At 61.3% G+C, this 18,420-nt stretch carries 13 protein-coding genes; 12 read left to right on the top strand and 1 reads right to left on the bottom strand.

Annotated elements, in window-relative coordinates; translation table 11 throughout:
- Positions 1-125: 125 nt before the first annotated feature.
- Together rplK and rplA are read left to right on the top strand one after the other, a co-directional pair.
- Positions 126-569: a 50S ribosomal protein L11 gene (gene rplK, locus HMPREF2537_RS04940; protein ID WP_010189723.1), complete on the top strand. Its 444-nt coding sequence runs from the start codon at positions 126-128 to the stop codon at positions 567-569.
- A gap of 97 nt (positions 570-666) precedes the next feature.
- Positions 667-1,371 carry a 50S ribosomal protein L1 gene (rplA, locus tag HMPREF2537_RS04935; protein ID WP_070526014.1) on the top strand — a complete coding sequence of 235 codons (705 nt, stop codon included), beginning with the start codon at positions 667-669 and terminating at the stop codon, positions 1,369-1,371.
- 948 nt (positions 1,372-2,319) lie between these two features.
- On the opposite strand, the gene HMPREF2537_RS04930 is transcribed toward rplA, so the two are convergent.
- The gene (locus HMPREF2537_RS04930; RefSeq protein WP_070526012.1) at positions 2,320-3,114 is read right to left on the bottom strand and encodes a siderophore-interacting protein; all 795 of its coding nucleotides are present in this window, start codon (positions 3,112-3,114) and stop codon (positions 2,320-2,322) included.
- A gap of 124 nt (positions 3,115-3,238) precedes the next feature.
- Between HMPREF2537_RS04930 and HMPREF2537_RS04925 the strand changes: the two genes are divergently transcribed.
- From HMPREF2537_RS04925 to HMPREF2537_RS04880, 10 genes are all read left to right on the top strand, one after another.
- A complete protein-coding gene (locus HMPREF2537_RS04925; protein WP_070526009.1) occupies positions 3,239-4,183 on the top strand; it encodes an ABC transporter substrate-binding protein in 945 nt (314 codons plus the stop codon).
- Complete coding sequence (locus HMPREF2537_RS04920; RefSeq protein WP_070526007.1) at positions 4,184-5,251, top strand: FecCD family ABC transporter permease; 1,068 nt, start codon at positions 4,184-4,186, stop codon at positions 5,249-5,251. It begins immediately after the preceding gene.
- Complete coding sequence (locus HMPREF2537_RS04915) at positions 5,248-6,300, top strand: FecCD family ABC transporter permease (RefSeq protein ID WP_070526005.1); 1,053 nt, start codon at positions 5,248-5,250, stop codon at positions 6,298-6,300. Before HMPREF2537_RS04920 ends, HMPREF2537_RS04915 begins: the two co-directional genes overlap by 4 nt.
- Positions 6,301-6,306: 6 nt before the next feature.
- A complete protein-coding gene (locus HMPREF2537_RS04910) occupies positions 6,307-7,101 on the top strand; it encodes an ABC transporter ATP-binding protein (protein ID WP_070526003.1) in 795 nt (264 codons plus the stop codon).
- A 338-nt stretch (positions 7,102-7,439) separates the two neighbouring features.
- Complete coding sequence (gene rplJ / locus HMPREF2537_RS04905; protein WP_010189711.1) at positions 7,440-7,961, top strand: 50S ribosomal protein L10; 522 nt, start codon at positions 7,440-7,442, stop codon at positions 7,959-7,961.
- 86 nt (positions 7,962-8,047) lie between these two features.
- Positions 8,048-8,434 (top strand): 50S ribosomal protein L7/L12, encoded by a 387-nt coding sequence (gene rplL, locus HMPREF2537_RS04900; protein ID WP_010189710.1) that lies wholly within the window; start codon positions 8,048-8,050, stop codon positions 8,432-8,434.
- A 122-nt stretch (positions 8,435-8,556) separates the two neighbouring features.
- Positions 8,557-9,513 (top strand): cell envelope lipid trafficking protein PgfA, encoded by a 957-nt coding sequence (locus tag HMPREF2537_RS04895; protein WP_070526000.1) that lies wholly within the window; start codon positions 8,557-8,559, stop codon positions 9,511-9,513.
- A 294-nt stretch (positions 9,514-9,807) separates the two neighbouring features.
- Positions 9,808-13,287 carry a DNA-directed RNA polymerase subunit beta gene (locus HMPREF2537_RS04890; RefSeq protein WP_070525998.1) on the top strand — a complete coding sequence of 1,160 codons (3,480 nt, stop codon included), beginning with the start codon at positions 9,808-9,810 and terminating at the stop codon, positions 13,285-13,287.
- 103 nt (positions 13,288-13,390) lie between these two features.
- Entirely contained in the window at positions 13,391-17,386 is a 3,996-nt protein-coding gene (locus HMPREF2537_RS04885; RefSeq protein WP_070525996.1) for a DNA-directed RNA polymerase subunit beta', read from the top strand.
- Positions 17,387-17,560: 174 nt separating this feature from the next.
- Positions 17,561-18,187 (top strand): ECF transporter S component, encoded by a 627-nt coding sequence (locus tag HMPREF2537_RS04880; RefSeq protein ID WP_070525994.1) that lies wholly within the window; start codon positions 17,561-17,563, stop codon positions 18,185-18,187.
- The last annotated feature ends 233 nt before the right edge of the window (positions 18,188-18,420 follow it).

Raw genomic sequence — 18,420 nt, 5'->3', positions numbered from 1 at the left:
AACGCCGTGCGCTTTCGCGCATCTTGAAACGTTCATCCTCCGGTGGCCCACATGCGTGAGCATCCGGACGGGGTGCTGTTATTCATCGTGGCGGCACTCTGGTACCACAGGAAAGAGGTAATTCGATGGCTCCCAAGAAGAAGGTCACTGGCCTGATCAAGCTCCAGATCGAGGCAGGCGCTGCTAACCCGGCTCCGCCGGTCGGCCCGGCACTCGGTGCCCACGGCGTCAACATCATGGAGTTCTGCAAGGCTTACAACGCTGCGACCGAGTCCCAGCGCGGCAACGTCGTGCCGGTGGAGATCACCGTGTACGAGGACCGCTCCTTCGACTTCAAGCTGAAGACCCCGCCGGCAGCTAAGCTCCTGCTCAAGGCCGCTGGCATCAAGAAGGGCTCCGGCGTTCCGCACACCGACAAGGTTGGCTCCGTGACCTGGGATCAGTGCAAGGAGATTGCACAGACCAAGTTTGAGGACCTCAACGCTCGTGACATCGAGAACGGCGCCCGCATCATCGCTGGTACCGCTCGCTCCATGGGCATCACCGTTGACGGCGTCCCGGCTAAGTAATAATTCGATTTAATGCGCGGCACGCCGAGTGCCGCGCGTGGCAGGGCCAGCTTCGGCCCGCTAACACCACATCAATCCAAGAAAAGGAATTGCACTTATGAGCACCAAGTCCAAGGCATACAAGGCTGCCGCTGAGCTGGTAGACCGCTCCCGCCTGTACCGTCCGATCGAGGCCGCCAAGCTGGCCAAGGAGACCTCCTCCAAGAACTTCGACGCCACCGTTGACGTTGTCTTCCGCCTGGGCGTTGACCCGCGTAAGGCTGACCAGCTGGTTCGCGGTACCGTTTCCCTGCCGCACGGCACCGGTAAGGACGTCCGCGTGGCCGTCTTCGCTGAGGGCGACAACGCTGAGGCCGCTAAGGCTGCTGGCGCCGACATCGTGGGCACCGAAGAGCTGATCGCTGCCATCAACGAGGGCAACATCGACTTCGACGTTGCTATCGCTACCCCGGATCAGATGGCCAAGGTTGGCCGCGTTGCCCGCGTGCTGGGCCCGCGTGGTCTCATGCCGAACCCGAAGACCGGCACCGTGACCGCTGACGTGACCAAGGCTGTTGCTGACGTCAAGGGCGGTAAGATTTCCTTCCGCGTGGACAAGGCTTCCAACCTGCACGCCATCATCGGCAAGGCTTCCTTCGATGCTGAGAAGCTGGCTGAGAACTACGGCGCGCTGTACGACGAGATCATTCGCCTGAAGCCGTCCTCCGCTAAGGGCGTCTACGCCAAGAAGATCACCATCTCCACTACCTCCGGCCCGGGCATCCCGGTCGATGCTTCCGTGGAGAAGAACTACACCGACTAATTGATGTCTGTGTTAACGGCGTAAAGGCCTCGGCTCATTCGTGAGCCGGGGCCTTTTCCTATGCTTCACCTGCGCTTGGCTGCAGAGCACTACGCGGATCTTCGCGAAACGGATTACATTCTTTGTTCCTCTTGTAACTCGCAACGTCTGCGTGCCTCCATCGACGTGCTAGAGCCATCGGACAAATGGCGTCTGATAAAAGGCATCAGTCATAAGGCGTTTTCACGGCGGAAAACGCCTTTTACTCATGGCAGATGGCGTTTTTAGACCCAAAGACGCCTTTTACCAGATGCCTGTAGTCAGATGCCTTTTGTGGGACGCCCTCCTGACGTAAACCAATGTAGTGCGGAAGAATCCCATCCCACCGCCGAATAACACTAGGTAGCAGCGGTAGGAGTGGCGTTGTTCATCCGCCCATGGCCTCAATCGGAAAGCCTTCGTTTATGCAGGTTAAGCGACTGGGTTTCACTGACAGGTAATTGGCAGTAAAGTGCGATGGCCTTATAAGGAAAGTGCTGCATACTAATTCTTGTGCGTTTGAGAGAGGCGCATGAGAGATAGAGAGAACACCCTGAGTCTTGCAGGGCGGGCGGCGTGAGAAACCGCCTGATAGACAAGACCCCTTACAACGCGGGTTCCGGATTTCACTGGGACCCGCGTTGTGCTGTGTGTCCCAAGTCAGGTGCTCCACGTCGTGGACTTAAGCGGAGATACATCAGGCCTAGGGCAAGCGCGGACGCTGGATGTAGATGGTTCTAGTCAAAAGGTTTTCTTGGGGGCAAACAAACCATATGGAGGAGCGAAGAAGGTTCATTTGGGGGGCAGGTGAACCTTCTGACTGAAACCTCTTGACTGCAACCTTCTGATGGAAACCATGTGGCAGCGCACCGAGTTATTCACCGGCTATCCACTGCCGGTTAAAAGGATTAGATGCGTGCGAAGTCCGCTTTAAGGCCGCGGCTTGCCTTTCATCCAGTACACGGACCAGATGACGTCCTCGCGCGGTACACCCCAGTCATGCACGGCTATCGAGCGCACTGCTTTCGCCAGGTCCCCTTCGCCGGACACCCACACCGAATCCGGCGCTGTATCCGCGGAGAAACGGGAACTAAGAAGCTGAACGGCGCGTGCGCTGTGTTCGTCGTGTGGAGCGACAATCATGGTGAGCGAGCGAACCTTTCCGCGCCACGTCTTTTCAAAGCCGTCTTCAATTTCATCGTCGTCCGCAATCATGGCAACGACGTCGACGCTGTCCAAGGTTTCCGGTGAAGAGGCTTCGTAGTGCTCCAGGATGTGCCACAGTGCTGGAAGAGCGGAGGCGTCCGCGAGTAGCAACTGTGACTTCTTAGGGGCCTGCCACCGTGCTTGCCCGGTATAAAGTCCAGCGGTATCCCCGGGTTGGGCCTTAAGGATCCACCGCGAGCCCGGGCCATTATCGCCATGGGTCACCACATCGACATCGATGGTGCAGGTTTTATGGTTGAGCCTGCGAATTGTGTACCACCGCAATGCCGGGCGGACGTCGTCGGGCAATCCAGTGGCGGCGGCGCGCACATTGGCATCCTCTACTGGGAAGGGGAAAAACTCCTGCCCGTCCTGGGGCATGAGGAGGCCAAAATACTCATCAGGCCCGGCTAGGGGGTAGGAGCCGAAGGCGGGCGAGTGAAAAGTAAGGCGGTGCAGCCGCGGCTTGAGGCGGGTGTTCCCCGTGAGGGTGACGGGTAATAAGCGGTGATTCGTCAAAGGAATTGTTCCTAGGTATAAGGGAAATTTGAATCCATGATAAAGCAGAGGTTAGGCTAGCCTCAAATAGGTTAGGGGTGCGAACGCTTGTCCGCTCGTTCCCATTGAAGGAAAGGTTTATTCCATGGTTGCTATCCATCGGCGCGCGAAAGCCGTGCTCGCGATTGTCTCGGCGGCAGCGATTGCTCTGACGGGGTGCTCGCGCGGAAGCGGCGAGGACAACGGCGCTGCAGGCAGTGCTGAGGAGGTGCGGGTTGCCAGCCTGGGGCTGGGTGACGCCGATACCGTACTCGCACTCGGAATCACTCCCGTTGCTGTGGCGCCGTGGGGTTCGCAAGGCGACGGCGATGGCTCCGGAGTTGGCCCGTGGGCGAAGGAGCTTTTGGGAGATGCACAGCCCGAGGTCATCTATAACACCGCTTCCGGTTTCACGGCCGAGGTTCTTGAACAGGTCACTGCCTCGGATCCCACGCAGATCATCGCCGTGAACCAGGCAGTGGACCAGGAGGCAAAGAAATCCCTCGAGGATATCGCCCCGCTGACCGTGAAGCCAGAAGGTTTCGAGGACTGGCAGATCCCCTGGGAGGAGCAGGTCAAGACCATCGCCGCTGCTGTGGATAAGGAAGAGGAGGGCGAGAAGCTCATTGACCAAGCGGAGGACGCCTTTGAGCAGTTCAGGGACTCCCACCCGGAGCTGGAGGGCAGGCGAGCAGCCATCGTCATGCCCTATGACGGGAAGCTGGGTCTCTACACGGCAGAAGACGGCCGCGGCCAGTTCATTGAGAACCTGGGCTTTGAGATCCCACAGGAACTGCAGGGCGATGGTTCCAGCTTCTTCGTGGACTACGCACCAGAAAACTACTCCCAGCTCAACGACGTGGACTACCTGTTCGTCTTGGACTACAACGGCGCGGCCGATGAGCTGAAGAAGGATTCCACGTTCCAAGGCCTAGACGTTGTTAAGGATGGTCGCGTTCGCTACCTGGACACGGACACCGGTAATGCGATGAGCATGCCGAACCCGCTGACTATTCCGTGGGCCGTCGACAAGTTCGAAGAGAAGCTCTAAGTGCTCGCGCTACCGAGGAAGGCTGACGCTATCCACGGTGCTGCGGGTGCGCGCCACGGTGGCACGGCAGTCGCGCTGGATTCGAGGGGGAGAAGCCGTGCACTGCTCACCATGGCCCTAGTGGTGTCGACCCTCCTCCTTCTACTGTGCTCATTGGCGGTGGGCTCGAGGGCTATCCCGTTGCCTGATCTGTTTTCTGCCCTCCTCCGCGGAGGCGAAGCAGATATCGAGAACATCCTGTGGGATTTGCGTATCCCCCGCACCTTCGTGGCCTACTTCGCGGGCGCAGCAATCGCGGTATCGGGTGCTATCGCTCAGTCCTGGACTAGAAACCCCCTGGCCGATCCGGGCTTCATTGGTATCACTGCGGGAGCCTCGTTCCTGGTTGCCCTCGGCACGGCGCTAGGTATCGCCACCTCAACCGGGATGCGGACCGCGCTCGCCCTCGTAGGCGCCGGCCTGGCCACAGCATTAGTGCTGGGTGTATCCCGGCGGTTTCAGGATCCCCTGACGCTGGTCCTAGTGGGCGCAGGAGTTGCTGCTGCCTTGAGTTCTGGCGCCATGCTGATCGGCCTGTACTCCACGGATGTCCTCGACAGCATGCGCCGGTGGACCATCGGCTCTACGTTTGGGCGGGGACCAGAGGATGTCGCCATCGCAGGTGCCGGATTGCTCATCGGGTTTATCATCGCCGCACGCGTGGCGCGACCGCTCGATCTTCTGGCAATGGGGGAGGAATCCTCGGTTGCTCTAGGCGGTTCTCCCACGCTGGCGCGGCGCGGCGCTGCCTTGAGCATCGTTGTTCTAGCAGGATGCGCAACTGCGGCAACAGGTCCCATTGCCTTCGTCGGGTTTGCCATCCCCCATCTGCTGCGACGGTTCACAGGGCCAGAAGTTACCGCGATGATTGCTCCTGCCGCGTTGCTCGGTGGTTGCTCCGTACTCGCTGCAGATATTCTGGGCCGCCTCATCGCGGGCCCCTCTGAGCTGGAGATGTCCATCGTCTTGGCCTTTGTTGGCGCACCATTCCTCATCTGGGCCGTACACCGTGGGGAGCACAAGCTATGAGCGGGCGGGTGAAGGGGGACGTCGCCAAGCAACTGCGTTCCCAAGAGCGGCAGCGCCGGACGTGGATATGGGCGGCGACCTGCTTCTTTGTTCTGGTCGCGGCAAGCTCCTATGTCCTCCTGCTGGGGCAGGGCCCTGTGGCCTTGAGCCCGGGGCGGGTCCTGGAGATTCTCAACGGCGGGGGAAGCCGCAGCGAAATCCGCGTTGTCTGGGACCTGCGCATGCCGGTAGCTCTAGCGACCCTCATCGTGGGTGCCGCGCTCGGACTGGCGGGGTCGTGGACGCAATCAATGTCGCGTAATCCGCTGGCCTCGCCCGACATTCTTGGCGTGACTGGTGGCGCGTCCGTCATGGTGGTCCTCGGAACGGTGTTCTCTCGGCCGCTGCTTGCCGACGGGCTCTCCATGTTCTGGTGGCGGGCCGGGCTCGCGCTGTTGGGCGCCGTGCTGGCGGCCATCCTGCTGGTGGCGCTTGGGGGAATCGGCACGAGCAACCGCATCGTCATCGTTGGAATCGCGCTCTCCCTGCTGTTCCAAGCACTGGTGGCGTATCTCTTGCGCGCAGCCGAGCTCCTCCGCGCGGCGCAATCGCAGCTGTGGCTGGCGGGAACCACGGGTTTTGTGCGGATGGAGGTCATTGTTCCACTGCTCGTAGGGTTGACTCCTTTCGTGGTGCTTGGCCTGTGGTGTGCTCGGGAGCTACCACTCCTTGCGCACGATGATTTCTCGGCCCTATCCCTCGGGGTCAACATCACGCGAACACGCGCGCTGCTGCTGGTGGCAGCAACGGGCATCTGCGCGGTGACCGTATCCGTGGCCGGCCCCATTGGCTTCATCGCGCTTCTCGCCCCGCATGTGGGGCGCATTGTTGCCCGGACGCCCACGCCTGTGCCGCTGGTTTCGTGTGCTGCTGGCGCCGCCTTGTTGAGCGCGTGCGCTGTCATTGCTGGAGCGCTGCCGATGGACGCTCCAGTGGGTGCGGTTTCCTCCATCATTGGAGGGTGCGCCCTGGTCATTTTGGTGTGGAATGCCGCGCGGCGGAGAGGATAAAAGCTTGTGAAAGACAGAGAAATTACGGCCACCGGTATTCATGCCGGCTATAAGGACGGGGAAGACATCCTGTCGGGCGTTGACTTGCTGGCCCGCCCGGGTGAAATCACCACGCTCATTGGGCCGAATGGTTGCGGCAAGTCCACGTTGCTGAAGACCTTGTCTAAAATTCTTCGCCCGCGGCAGGGGAGAGTACACATCGGCGAGCTAGACGTGCACGCCATGAGCCCGAAGGAAGCTGCTGCCCACGTGGCGCTCCTTCCACAACAGCCGACGGCGCCGGATGGGCTGCGGGTAGGCGAGCTCGTGGCACGCGGCCGCTACCCGCACCTGGGCCGCGGTCGGGGCCTGTCCGCAAAGGACCGCGATATCATCGCGCAGGCCTGCGTGGAGACTGGCATTACTGACTTCATCGACCGTGACATCGCGGCGCTCTCGGGCGGCCAGCGCCAGCGGGTCTGGCTCGCGCTGGCCTTGGCGCAGGACACGCCGGTGCTGCTTCTCGACGAACCCACGACCTTCCTCGATCCTGCCCATGCCATCAGCGTTTTGCAGCTCGTGCGCAAGCAAGCCGACGCGGGGAAGACAGTCGTCGTCGTGTTGCACGATCTCATGCTGGCCGGGCAGTACTCCGACACCATGGTGGTCATGAACAACGGCGAGGTTATCGCGCAGGGAACACCCCGCCAGGCGTTGCGGAAAGACGTGCTGGCAGCCGCCTATGGCATTGACGTCGAGATCTGGGACGACCCGCGCAGCGACGCCCCCGTCATCGTTCCGCGTGGGGTGCTCAGTGACTAGACATGCTCATGCACGAGCCCGAGTCGACAGCTCCAACAGGAGCGATTTGGAGTTGTGGTAGGTCGGGTTGTAACGTACCTAGCGAAGTTTGAACGGCCCGCTGAGGCCGAGTCAAAGTTCACCGAAGACCGTCGGTCATCCGGACATCCGGATCGAAGGTTCCTCATCCTAGAGGGCGGCCCACGCAGGAGACACTTTGCGAATGAGCGCGGATTTCCGCGCGCGCCCTGTGCTCTTGCACGGGGCTTTTGTTATTTCGGTTGTCCATCGGGCAAGCGGAGTAGGGAAGGCCCCGGCGGAAAACACAAGAGATGTTTCGAAAGGAGGCGAAGTAGAAAATGGCAAACCCGAAGAACACCGCAGACCTGGCGGCACTGAAGGAGAAGCTCGAGGGTGCAAACTCCATCGTGCTTACCGAGTACCGTGGCCTGACCGTGGGTCAGCTCCAGGAGCTGCGTAACAATCTCGGCTTTGACGTTGAGTACTCCGTCGCCAAGAACACCCTTTTCAAGATCGCTGCCAACGAAGCTGGCATCGAGGGTCTTGACGAGCACCTGACTGGCCCGACCGCTATTGCGTTCATCAAGGGCGAGGCAGTGGACGCTGCGAAGGTCATCACCAAGTTCGCTGATGACAACAAGGCACTCGTTATCAAGGGTGGCTACATGGACGGCAACGCTCTGTCTGCCGACCAGGTTGAGGCCATCGCCAAGCTGGACAACCGCGAGACCACCCTCGCAAAGCTGGCTGGCGCCATGAAGGGTTCTATGGCAAAGGCTGCCGCCGTATTCAACGCTCCTGCAACCAAGATGGTCCGCACCGCTGCGGCCCTGCAGGACAAGAAGGCTGCGGAAGCTTAAGACGCCAACTACAGGCGCACAACTTAAACACACACACTTATCTGGCTGCCTAGCGCGGCCAGGAACAATGAGAAAGGATGCCAATCATGGCTAAGCTCACCAAGGACGAGCTCATTGAAGCTTTCAAGGAAATGACCCTCATCGAGCTCTCCGAGTTCGTTAAGGAATTCGAGGAGGTCTTCGACGTTGAGGCCGCCGCTCCGGTTGCTGCCGTTGCTGCTGGTGCCCCGGCTGCCGGCGGTGCCGCTGAGGAAGAGAAGACCGAGTTCGACGTCGTTCTGACCGACGCTGGCGCTAAGAAGATCGGCGTTATTAAGGCTGTCCGCGAGATCGTCTCCGGCCTGGGCCTGAAGGAAGCTAAGGAGCTCGTTGAGGGTGCTCCGAAGGCTATCCTCGAGGGTGCTTCCAAGGATGACGCTGAGGCTGCTAAGGCTAAGCTCGAAGAGGCTGGCGCTTCCGTCGAGCTCAAGTAATTCACCTGAATTACTCAGCTTTCCCGCGCAGCACACTCGCTGCGCACCAACAACCCCGTTCCGCTTGTGGCGGTGCGGGGTTGTTCCCGTTTTGATGGGGATGGGCTGTAGAATGAGCCACCATGCTGCCCAAGTCCCGCATCTTCTCCGTCCTCCTGCTTGGCCTCGGCGTTGCGCTGCTCGCTGCCGGCTTGGCGGCGTCGAGCTTCTTGAGCTTTAGTCCGCGCCTGCCGCTGGATATCAAGGACACCACGTGGACGATGCAGGATGAGAACGCCACCGCGCAAGCGCTGTCCGCGGAGGGTGCTTCGCAGTACGAGGGGCCGATGACCTATCAGCTCAACATGGACATCCAGGATCCGGCGGACAAGGAGACCGCAACGCTGCGAGTGGGGGAGTCCGCCATCCGCGGCGGCACGGGCAACGTGGAGGACTTGAGCTTTGCGCGTGTGTGGAATTATCCCGTCGATCGCCTCAGCGGTGAGGCCACGGGCCCGGCGGCGCTCTCCCACACCATGGGCTCGCCCACGGCGGAGGTTCCCGTCGAAGGCTACTGGCTGAAGCTGCCTGCCGATGCCGAGCAGACCACCTACCCGGTCTTTGACCCTGTGCTGCGTAAGGCAGCAGACGCCGTCTTCGAGGAATCTCTCGACATCGATGGCCGCACGGTCTACCGCTACCGCCAGGAGATTGAGCCCACCAACGTGGCTACCCTCTACGCAGGTAACACGACCACCACCCTGAGCAACGAGGATGGCTCCACTGAACAGGGCTACCTCTTCCACGCCGCAACGCGGGATCTTTACGTGGACCAGGCCACCGGACTGGTCGTGGGCATGGGCATTGATGTGCGGGACTACTGGGCTGACCGTGAAGGCAACGAGCGTGAGGTGCAGTTCGCGTTTCAAGGCGCTACCGATGAGGAAGCCCGCGCGGAGTTGCTCCAGCAAGCAGAGCGCTTCCCGCGGAGTGCTGTGGGGCAGTGGCTGCGCTGGGGTGGCGTCGGAGTCGGCGCGCTTCTGGTGCTGCTCGGAGCGCTGGGAGCTTTCCGTCGTCCCACGAGCCGTCACGCCCGCTAGCCGCGCGTGCTAGAGGCCCGCGCGAGCGGATCTGTGTAGCGACACGCCAATAGCGCGTTTCGCCTTTACAAGGCCGCCATTATGCTATAGGCTATTTCGTTGCGCTGGAATCTGGATCTTTAGTGCACATTTAGCCTTTCGAGCGGTGATGGTAAAACCGACTTGACAAGGTGATTTTGTGCATTCTAAACCCAGTCATTCCACAGCAGACCGAATGCTAAATCTACCAGCGGTTTTGCACCTCACCGGCCAGGGTGGGGCCGCAATCCGCCAGAGGTACTGGAAGGACCCATCTTGGCAGTCTCCCGCCAGACCAAGTCAGTGGCCAACATCCCTGGAGCCCCGAAGCGATACTCCTTCGCTAAAATCAGCGAGCCTATCGCTGTCCCGGGTCTCCTCGATCTACAACTCGATTCTTACGCGTGGCTCATCGGCACCCCCGAGTGGCGCGAGCGCGAGCAGGCAGAGCGCGGCGAAGACGCACGCGTGACGAGCGGCCTTGAGGATATCCTCGAGGAGCTTTCTCCGATCCAGGATTACTCGGGCAACATGTCCCTGTCCCTGTCGGAGCCTCGCTTCGAGCCGGTGAAGAACACCGTGGACGAGTGCAAAGAGAAGGACATCAACTACTCGGCGCCACTGTACGTCACCGCAGAATTCATCAATAACGACACCCAGGAAATTAAGTCCCAGACCGTCTTCATCGGCGATTTCCCGATGATGACCGAGAAGGGCACCTTCATCGTCAACGGCACCGAGCGCGTTATCGTCTCGCAGCTCGTGCGTTCCCCGGGTGTCTACTTCGACCAGACCATCGACAAGTCCACCGAGCGCCCGCTGCACTCCGTGAAGGTCATTCCTTCCCGCGGTGCATGGTTGGAGTTTGACGTCGACAAGCGCGACACCGTTGGCGTTCGTATCGACCGCAAGCGCCGCCAGCCGGTGACCGTGCTGCTCAAGGCCCTGGGTTGGTCCGAGGAGCAGATCAAGGAGCGCTTCGGCTTCTCCGAGCTCATGATGTCCACGCTCGAGTCCGATGGCGTGGCCAACACCGATGAGGCTCTGCTGGAGATCTACCGCAAGCAGCGCCCGGGCGAGCAGCCCACGCGCGACCTCGCGCAGGCACTGCTGGATAACTCCTTCTTCCGCGCCAAGCGCTATGACCTGGCCAAGGTGGGCCGCTACAAGGTCAACCGCAAGCTCGGCCTAGGCGGAGACCACGATGGTCTGATGACCCTGACCGAGGAAGACATTGCCGTCACCCTCGAGTACCTCGTGCGCCTGCACGCCGGCGAGCGTGAGATGAAGGCCCCGAACGGTGAGATGATCTCCATCCACACCGACGACATCGACCACTTTGGTAACCGTCGTCTGCGCACCGTCGGCGAGCTCATCCAGAACCAGGTCCGCGTGGGCCTGTCCCGCATGGAGCGCGTCGTCCGCGAGCGCATGACCACCCAGGACGCGGAGTCGATTACCCCGACCTCCCTGATCAACGTTCGCCCGGTTTCTGCTGCCATCCGCGAGTTCTTCGGTACCTCCCAGCTCTCGCAGTTCATGGACCAGAACAACTCCCTGTCCGGCCTGACCCACAAGCGCCGCCTGTCTGCGCTGGGCCCGGGCGGTCTGTCCCGTGAGCGCGCCGGCATTGAGGTGCGAGACGTTCACGCTTCGCACTACGGCCGCATGTGCCCGATTGAAACGCCGGAAGGCCCGAACATTGGCCTGATCGGCTCGCTGGCTTCCTACGCTCGCGTGAACGCTTTCGGCTTCATCGAGACCCCGTACCGCAAGGTTGTGGACGGCAAGGTGACCGACCAGGTGGAGTACCTCACCGCCGATGAAGAGGATCGCTACGCCATCGCGCAGGCCGAGGTGGAGAAGGATGCCGACGGCACCCTGACCGGCGACCGCATCGAGGTCCGCCTCAAGGACGGCGATATCGGCGTGACCGACGCTGCCGGCGTTGACTACGTCGACGTTTCCCCGCGCCAGATGGTCTCCGTGGCAACCGCCATGATTCCGTTCCTCGAGCACGACGATGCTAACCGTGCCCTCATGGGTGCGAACATGCAGCGCCAGGCCGTGCCGCTGGTGCGCTCCGAGGCCCCGTACGTGGGCACCGGTATGGAGCAGCGTGCTGCCTACGATGCTGGTGACCTCATCATCACCCCGAAGGCGGGCGTGGTGGAGAACGTCACCGCGGACCTCATCACCATCATGGATGACGAGGGCCAGCGCGATACCTACATGCTGCGCAAGTTCGAGCGCACCAACCAGAACACCAACTACAACCAGACCCCGTTGGTCTCCCTGGGTGACCGTGTGGAGGCAGGCCAGGTGCTTGCCGACGGCCCCGGTACCCACAACGGTGAGATGTCCCTCGGCCGCAACCTGCTGGTTGCCTTCATGCCGTGGGAAGGTCACAACTACGAGGACGCCATCATCCTCAACCAGCGCATCGTGGAGGAAGACATCCTCACCTCGATCCACATCGAGGAGCACGAGATCGATGCTCGCGATACCAAGCTGGGCCCAGAGGAGATCACCCGTGAGATCCCGAACGTCTCCGATGACGTTCTGCGTGACCTCGACGAGCGCGGCATCGTCCGCATTGGTGCCGACGTCCGCGCGGGCGACATCCTCGTCGGTAAGGTCACCCCGAAGGGTGAGACCGAGCTGACCCCGGAGGAGCGCCTGCTGCGCGCCATCTTCGGTGAGAAGGCCCGCGAGGTCCGCGATACCTCCATGAAGGTGCCGCACGGTGAGACCGGTAAGGTCATCGGCGTCTCCCGCTTCTCCCGCGAGGATGATGACGACCTGGCCCCGGGCGTCAACGAGATGATCCGCGTCTACGTGGCTCAGAAGCGCAAGATCCAGGATGGCGATAAGCTCGCCGGCCGCCACGGTAACAAGGGCGTTGTGGGCAAGATTCTCCCGCCGGAGGATATGCCCTTCATGGAGGATGGCACCCCGGTGGACATCATCCTTAACACCCACGGTGTGCCGCGTCGTATGAACATCGGCCAGGTTCTCGAGGTTCACCTCGGCTGGCTGGCACACGCTGGTTGGAAGATCGACACCGAGGATCCGGCCAACGCCGAGCTGCTCAAGACCCTGCCGGAAGAGCTTTACGACGTCCCGCCGGAGTCCCTCACCGCAACCCCGGTCTTCGACGGTGCTACCAACGAGGAGATTTCTCGCCTGCTGGCTTCCTCCAAGCCGAACCGCGATGGCGACGTCATGGTGGATGAGCACGGTAAGGCCCGCCTCTTCGACGGCCGCTCCGGTGAGCCGTACATGTACCCGGTTTCCGTCGGTTACATGTACATGCTCAAGCTGCACCACCTCGTCGACGAGAAGATCCACGCCCGCTCCACCGGTCCGTACTCCATGATTACCCAGCAGCCGCTGGGTGGTAAGGCACAGTTCGGTGGCCAGCGCTTCGGTGAGATGGAGGTGTGGGCAATGCAGGCATACGGCGCTGCCTACACCCTGCAGGAGCTGTTGACCATCAAGTCCGATGACGTGGTCGGCCGCGTCAAGGTCTACGAGGCCATTGTCAAGGGTGACAACATCCCGGATCCGGGCATCCCGGAGTCCTTCAAGGTCCTCCTCAAGGAGCTGCAGTCCCTCTGCCTGAACGTGGAGGTTCTCTCCACTGACGGCACCCCGATGGAACTGTCTGGCTCCGACGATGATGACATGGACGGCGCTCCGTCCTTGGGCATTAACCTGTCCCGCGACGAGCGCTCCGACGCAGACATCGCCTAGCTTCTTGGTCCGCCGCTTATCAAGGCGGCGGGCATAACGAAACACCACCTACATACAAAGCCATCAACTTCCCCCCTGACGGGGGATGAAAGGGAGACATTACGTGTTTGACGTAAATCTCTTCGACGAGCTCCGCATCGGGCTGGCCACCGCAGAGGACATCCGTCGCTGGTCCAAGGGCGAGGTCAAGAAACCCGAAACCATTAACTACCGCACCCTTAAGCCGGAGAAGGACGGCCTCTTCTGTGAGCGCATCTTCGGCCCGACCCGTGACTGGGAGTGCGCCTGCGGTAAGTACAAGCGCGTGCGCTACAAGGGCATCATCTGTGAGCGCTGTGGCGTCGAGGTGACCAAGTCCAAGGTGCGCCGTGAGCGCATGGGCCACATCGAGCTGGCCGCGCCGGTTACCCACATCTGGTACTTCAAGGGCGTTCCTTCCCGCCTGGGCTACCTGCTGGACCTGGCTCCGAAGGATCTTGAGCGCATCATTTACTTCGCCGCCAACATCATCACCTCCGTTGACGAGGAAGCTCGCCACAATGACCAGTCCACTCTGGAAGCAGAAATGCTGCTGGAGAAGAAGGACGTGGAGGATGACGTCGAGGCAGAGATCGCTGAGCGCGCTGCCAAGCTCGAGCAGGATCTGGCCGAGCTGGAGGCTGCCGGCGCTAAGGCCGACGCCCGCCGCAAGGTCCAGAACGCTGCCGATAAGGAGATGCAGCACATCCGCGAGCGCGGTGAGCGCGAGGTCGCTCGCCTCGACGAAATCTGGAACACCTTCATCAAGCTGGCTCCGAAGCAGATGATCATCGATGAGACCATCTACGAAGAGTTGGTTGACCGCTACGAGGATTACTTCACCGGCGGCATGGGTGCAGAGGCTATTCAGACCCTCATCCGCAACTTCGACCTCGAGGCTGAGGCCGAGGAGCTCAAGGAGATCATCAACAACGGCAAGGGCCAGAAGAAGATGCGTGCCCTCAAGCGCCTGAAGGTTGTTGCAGCCTTCCTGCGCTCGGGCAACGACCCGGCCGGCATGGTCCTGGATGCTATCCCGGTGATCCCGCCGGAGCTGCGCCCGATGGTGCAGCTGGACGGTGGCCGCTTCGCCACCTCCGACCTCAACGACCTCTACCGTCGCGTGATCAACCGCAACAACCGCCTCAAGCGCATGATCGACCTCGGTGCTCCCGAGATCATCGTGAACAACGAGAAGCGCATGCTGCAGGAATCCGTCGACGCCCTCTTCGACAACGGCCGCCGCGGCCGTCCGGTCACCGGCCCGGGCAACCGCCCGCTGAAGTCCCTGTCTGACCTGCTCAAGGGTAAGCAGGGCCGCTTCCGCCAGAACCTGCTGGGTAAGCGCGTGGACTACTCCGGCCGTTCCGTGATTATCGTCGGCCCGCAGCTCAAGCTGCACGAGTGTGGTCTGCCGAAGCTCATGGCTCTGGAGCTGTTCAAGCCCTTCGTCATGAAGCGCCTGGTAGAAAACGACTACGCGCAGAACATCAAGTCCGCTAAGCGCATGGTGGAGCGCCAGCGCCCTGAGGTGTGGGACGTCCTCGAAGAGGCCATTTCCGAGCACCCGGTGATGCTGAACCGTGCACCTACCCTGCACCGCCTGGGTATCCAGGCCTTCGAGCCGAAGCTGGTCGAAGGTAAGGCCATCCAGCTGCACCCGCTGGCCTGTGAGGCTTTCAACGCTGACTTCGACGGTGACCAGATGGCAGTCCACCTGCCGCTGTCCGCCGAGGCACAGGCTGAGGCCCGCGTGCTGATGCTGGCTTCCAACAACATTCTGTCTCCGGCCTCCGGTAAGCCGTTGGCTATGCCGCGTCTGGATATGGTTACCGGCCTGTACTACCTCACCATGGACAAGGGCGAGGACGAGATCGGCGGCGCGGGAGCTTACGCTCCCGCAGACGAAAACGGACCGGCGCAGGGCGTGTACTCCTCCTACGCGGAGGCCATCATGGCCCGTGACCGCGGCGTTCTGGGCCTGCAGGCCCCGATCAAGGTGCGCATCTCCCACCTGCGTCCGCCATCAGACATCGAGGCAGAGCAGTTCCCGGATGGTTGGCAGAAGGGCCAGGCATGGCTCGCTGAGACCACCCTGGGCCGCATCATGTTCAACGACCTGCTGCCGTGGAACTACCCGTACCTCGAGGGCGTCATGGTCCGTAAGGGCGGCTCCGCTAACAAGATGCTGCTCGGTGATGTCATTAATGACCTCGCCGCGAAGTACCCGATGATCACCGTTGCCCAGGTTCTGGACAAGATGAAGGACGCTGGCTTCTACTGGGCTACCCGTTCCGGCGTGACCATCACCATGGATGACGTGCTGGTCCTCCCGAACAAGCACGAGGTGCTCGAGTCCTACGAGAAGGAAGCCGAGCGCATCGAGCGTAAGTACTGGGAGCAGGGTGCTCTTACTGAGCGCGAGCGTTACGACCGCCTGGTTGAGCTGTGGAAGGACGCCACGGACACCGTGGGTAACGCCGTCGAGGAGCTGTACCCCGACGACAACCCGATTCCGATGATCGTGAAGTCCGGTGCTGCCGGTAACATGCGTCAGATCTGGACCCTGGCCGGCATGAAGGGCATGGTTGTGAACTCCAAGGGTGACTACATCACCCGTCCGATTAAGACCTCCTTCCGTGAAGGCCTGTCGGTTCTGGAGTACTTCAACAACTCGCACGGTTCCCGTAAGGGCCTGGCGGATACCGCTCTGCGTACCGCTGACTCCGGCTACCTCACCCGTCGTCTGGTGGACGTGGCGCAGGACGTCATCGTCCGCGAGGAGGACTGTGGCACCCGTCAGGGCGTGCGCGTCCCGCTCGGCGTCGAGGTTGCCCCTGGCTCCTACGACCTGCACGAGCTGTGGGAAACCTCCGCATCCGGCCGCGTCGTGGCTAACGACGTCAAGGATGAAAACGGTGAGGTTATCGCCGAGGCCGGCGCCGACCTGACTGAGGAGCTCAGCCGCAAGATCGTCAATGCTGGCGTTCTGGAGATCAAGGTCCGCTCCGTGCTGACCTGCCAGACCCCGGCTGGTGTCTGTGCCAAGTGCTACGGCAAGTCCATGGCCTCCGGCAAGCTCGTCGATATCGGCGAGGCAGTCGGCATCGTGGCCGCACAGTCCATTGGTGAGCCGGGTACCCAGCTGACCATGCGTACCTTCCACCAGGGTGGTGTCGGTGGCGATATTACCGGCGGTCTGCCGCGTGTTCAGGAGCTCTTCGAGGCCCGTAACCCGAAGAACCGCGCTCCTATCGCTTCCGTCGACGGCACCGTGTCCCTGTCCGATGAGGGCAACTTCTGGACGCTGACCATCACTCCCGATGACGGTTCCGACAATGTTGTCTACGAGAAGCTGTCGAAGCGCCAGGGCCTGGCTCAGGTCCGCCGCCCGATGGAGTCCAACCCGGACGCCATGATCGAGCGCTCGCTTCGCGACGGTGACCACGTCACCACCGGTGACCGCCTCATGCGCGGTGCGGCTGACCCGCACGACGTGCTGGAGGTCCTCGGCCGCCGCGGTGTGGAGAAGCACCTCATCGACGAGGTTCAGGCCGTCTACCGTGCACAGGGTGTGGCCATCCACGACAAGCACATCGAGATCATCATCCGTCAGATGCTGCGTCGCGGTACCGTCATTGACGCTGGTACCACCGACCTGCTGCCGGGCAACCTCATTGACCTCTCTGAGGCCAAGCAGGTCAACGCCGCTCAGGTTGCTGAGGGCGGCCAGCCGGCACAGCTGCGCAGTGAGATCATGGGTATCACCAAGGCCTCGCTGGCTACGGAGTCCTGGCTGTCTGCGGCCTCCTTCCAGGAGACCACGCGTGTGCTTACCGACGCCGCCATCAACAAGCGCTCCGATCAGCTCATTGGTCTGAAGGAGAACGTCATCATCGGTAAGCTGATCCCGGCCGGTACGGGTATTTCCCGCTACCGCAACATCAGCGTGAAGCCGACTGAGGCCGCACGCAATGCTGCGTACTCCATCCCGACCTACGGTGATTCCATCTACGGCGACGATGGCTTCGGTGAGTTCACCGGCGCTTCCGTCCCGCTGGAAGAGGACTACACCTTCTAGGACCTAGTCCTTAGCCCCTTAACGGCAAAGGGAAACCAAGACCCGCACTTCACCCACCACACTGGTGGGGAAGAGGTGCGGGTCTTTGTTTGCGTGCAACTCTATTTGGCTTTGCTTAGAATAGTGCCTACGACGCAGTAGACCCCCGCACTCCTGTCAAGAAGGGCCTAACCTATGACCCACGCCAACAAGAGCCTCAAGGATACGAATTCATCCACGACTGTGATTGCAGAAAAGACAAAGGCGTGGACTGGTATTGACGCCCTCGTGGTCTTGGGTTTCGCCCTCATGGGTGCATTGTTGCTGTGGGGCAAAGCCGCTGTCTTTCACCGAGCGGCGACGGGGGAGGGCATTCCCCTCGGTTGGAACAACCTTATGGCTCTGCTCTCTGCGTTATGGGTGCTGCAGTTCATGGGAGCCCTGTGCGCGGCCTTGACCACCCGCAAGCCGGGTGCGGCGTTCGTGGGGTATGTCATGACCGTCATTTTGTGCCGTGCGCTGGTTGGGAGCTTTGAGCAGCTGAGCTGGCCAACAATCCTCCTCACCGCCCTGGCGATGGAGGCAGCCTTTCTCGCCTTCAAATACAAGCGCTTCACCATTCTTACCGGCGCACTGTCCGGCGCTGCCGCGGTGGTCGTTACCGGAATCGCAACCTTCACCACCCACGACCTCGCTCCAGGGACTGCCGCGCTCCAATTCCGCGCCGAAGTCATTCAGCTACTCGTCACCGTTGTGACCGTGGCGCCGGTGTCCTACCTTCTTGCCATGGCGGTGCGGTCGGCGTTCTATAAAATTTCTTAGATTCAACCTCAGGTTGATACCCCCGTCAAGCCCTCTCCATGGGGACCTTGATGGGGGTAACTTTTGTGCGGCCCAAATTACGAACCTAAATAAACCTGTGAACGTTATGAACATGGGAACCGACTGTGGCCTGCAGCTTTACAGAGTTCTACCTACGGAAACTCCGTGACATGCATGGACACCGTTAACCGCCGACGAAATTAGCCCTTGCGGAGAGTGGCGGGGGGGGGGGG

It is taken from the genome of Corynebacterium sp. HMSC074E01 (assembly GCF_001808885.1).
GTDB lineage: Bacteria > Actinomycetota > Actinomycetes > Mycobacteriales > Mycobacteriaceae > Corynebacterium.
The sequence above is the reverse complement of the archived record's forward strand: the minus strand, read 5'-3'. Positions and strand labels throughout refer to the sequence as shown.

Coding starts and splice junctions, on each gene's coding strand:
- rplK (WP_010189723.1), top strand. CDS start 126: ATGGCTCCCAAGAAGAAGGTCACTGGCCTGATCAAGCTCCAGATCGAG.
- rplA (WP_070526014.1), top strand. CDS start 667: ATGAGCACCAAGTCCAAGGCATACAAGGCTGCCGCTGAGCTGGTAGAC.
- HMPREF2537_RS04925 (WP_070526009.1), top strand. CDS start 3,239: ATGGTTGCTATCCATCGGCGCGCGAAAGCCGTGCTCGCGATTGTCTCG.
- HMPREF2537_RS04915 (WP_070526005.1), top strand. CDS start 5,248: ATGAGCGGGCGGGTGAAGGGGGACGTCGCCAAGCAACTGCGTTCCCAA.
- rplJ (WP_010189711.1), top strand. CDS start 7,440: ATGGCAAACCCGAAGAACACCGCAGACCTGGCGGCACTGAAGGAGAAG.
- rplL (WP_010189710.1), top strand. CDS start 8,048: ATGGCTAAGCTCACCAAGGACGAGCTCATTGAAGCTTTCAAGGAAATG.
- HMPREF2537_RS04895 (WP_070526000.1), top strand. CDS start 8,557: ATGCTGCCCAAGTCCCGCATCTTCTCCGTCCTCCTGCTTGGCCTCGGC.
- HMPREF2537_RS04880 (WP_070525994.1), top strand. CDS start 17,561: ATGACCCACGCCAACAAGAGCCTCAAGGATACGAATTCATCCACGACT.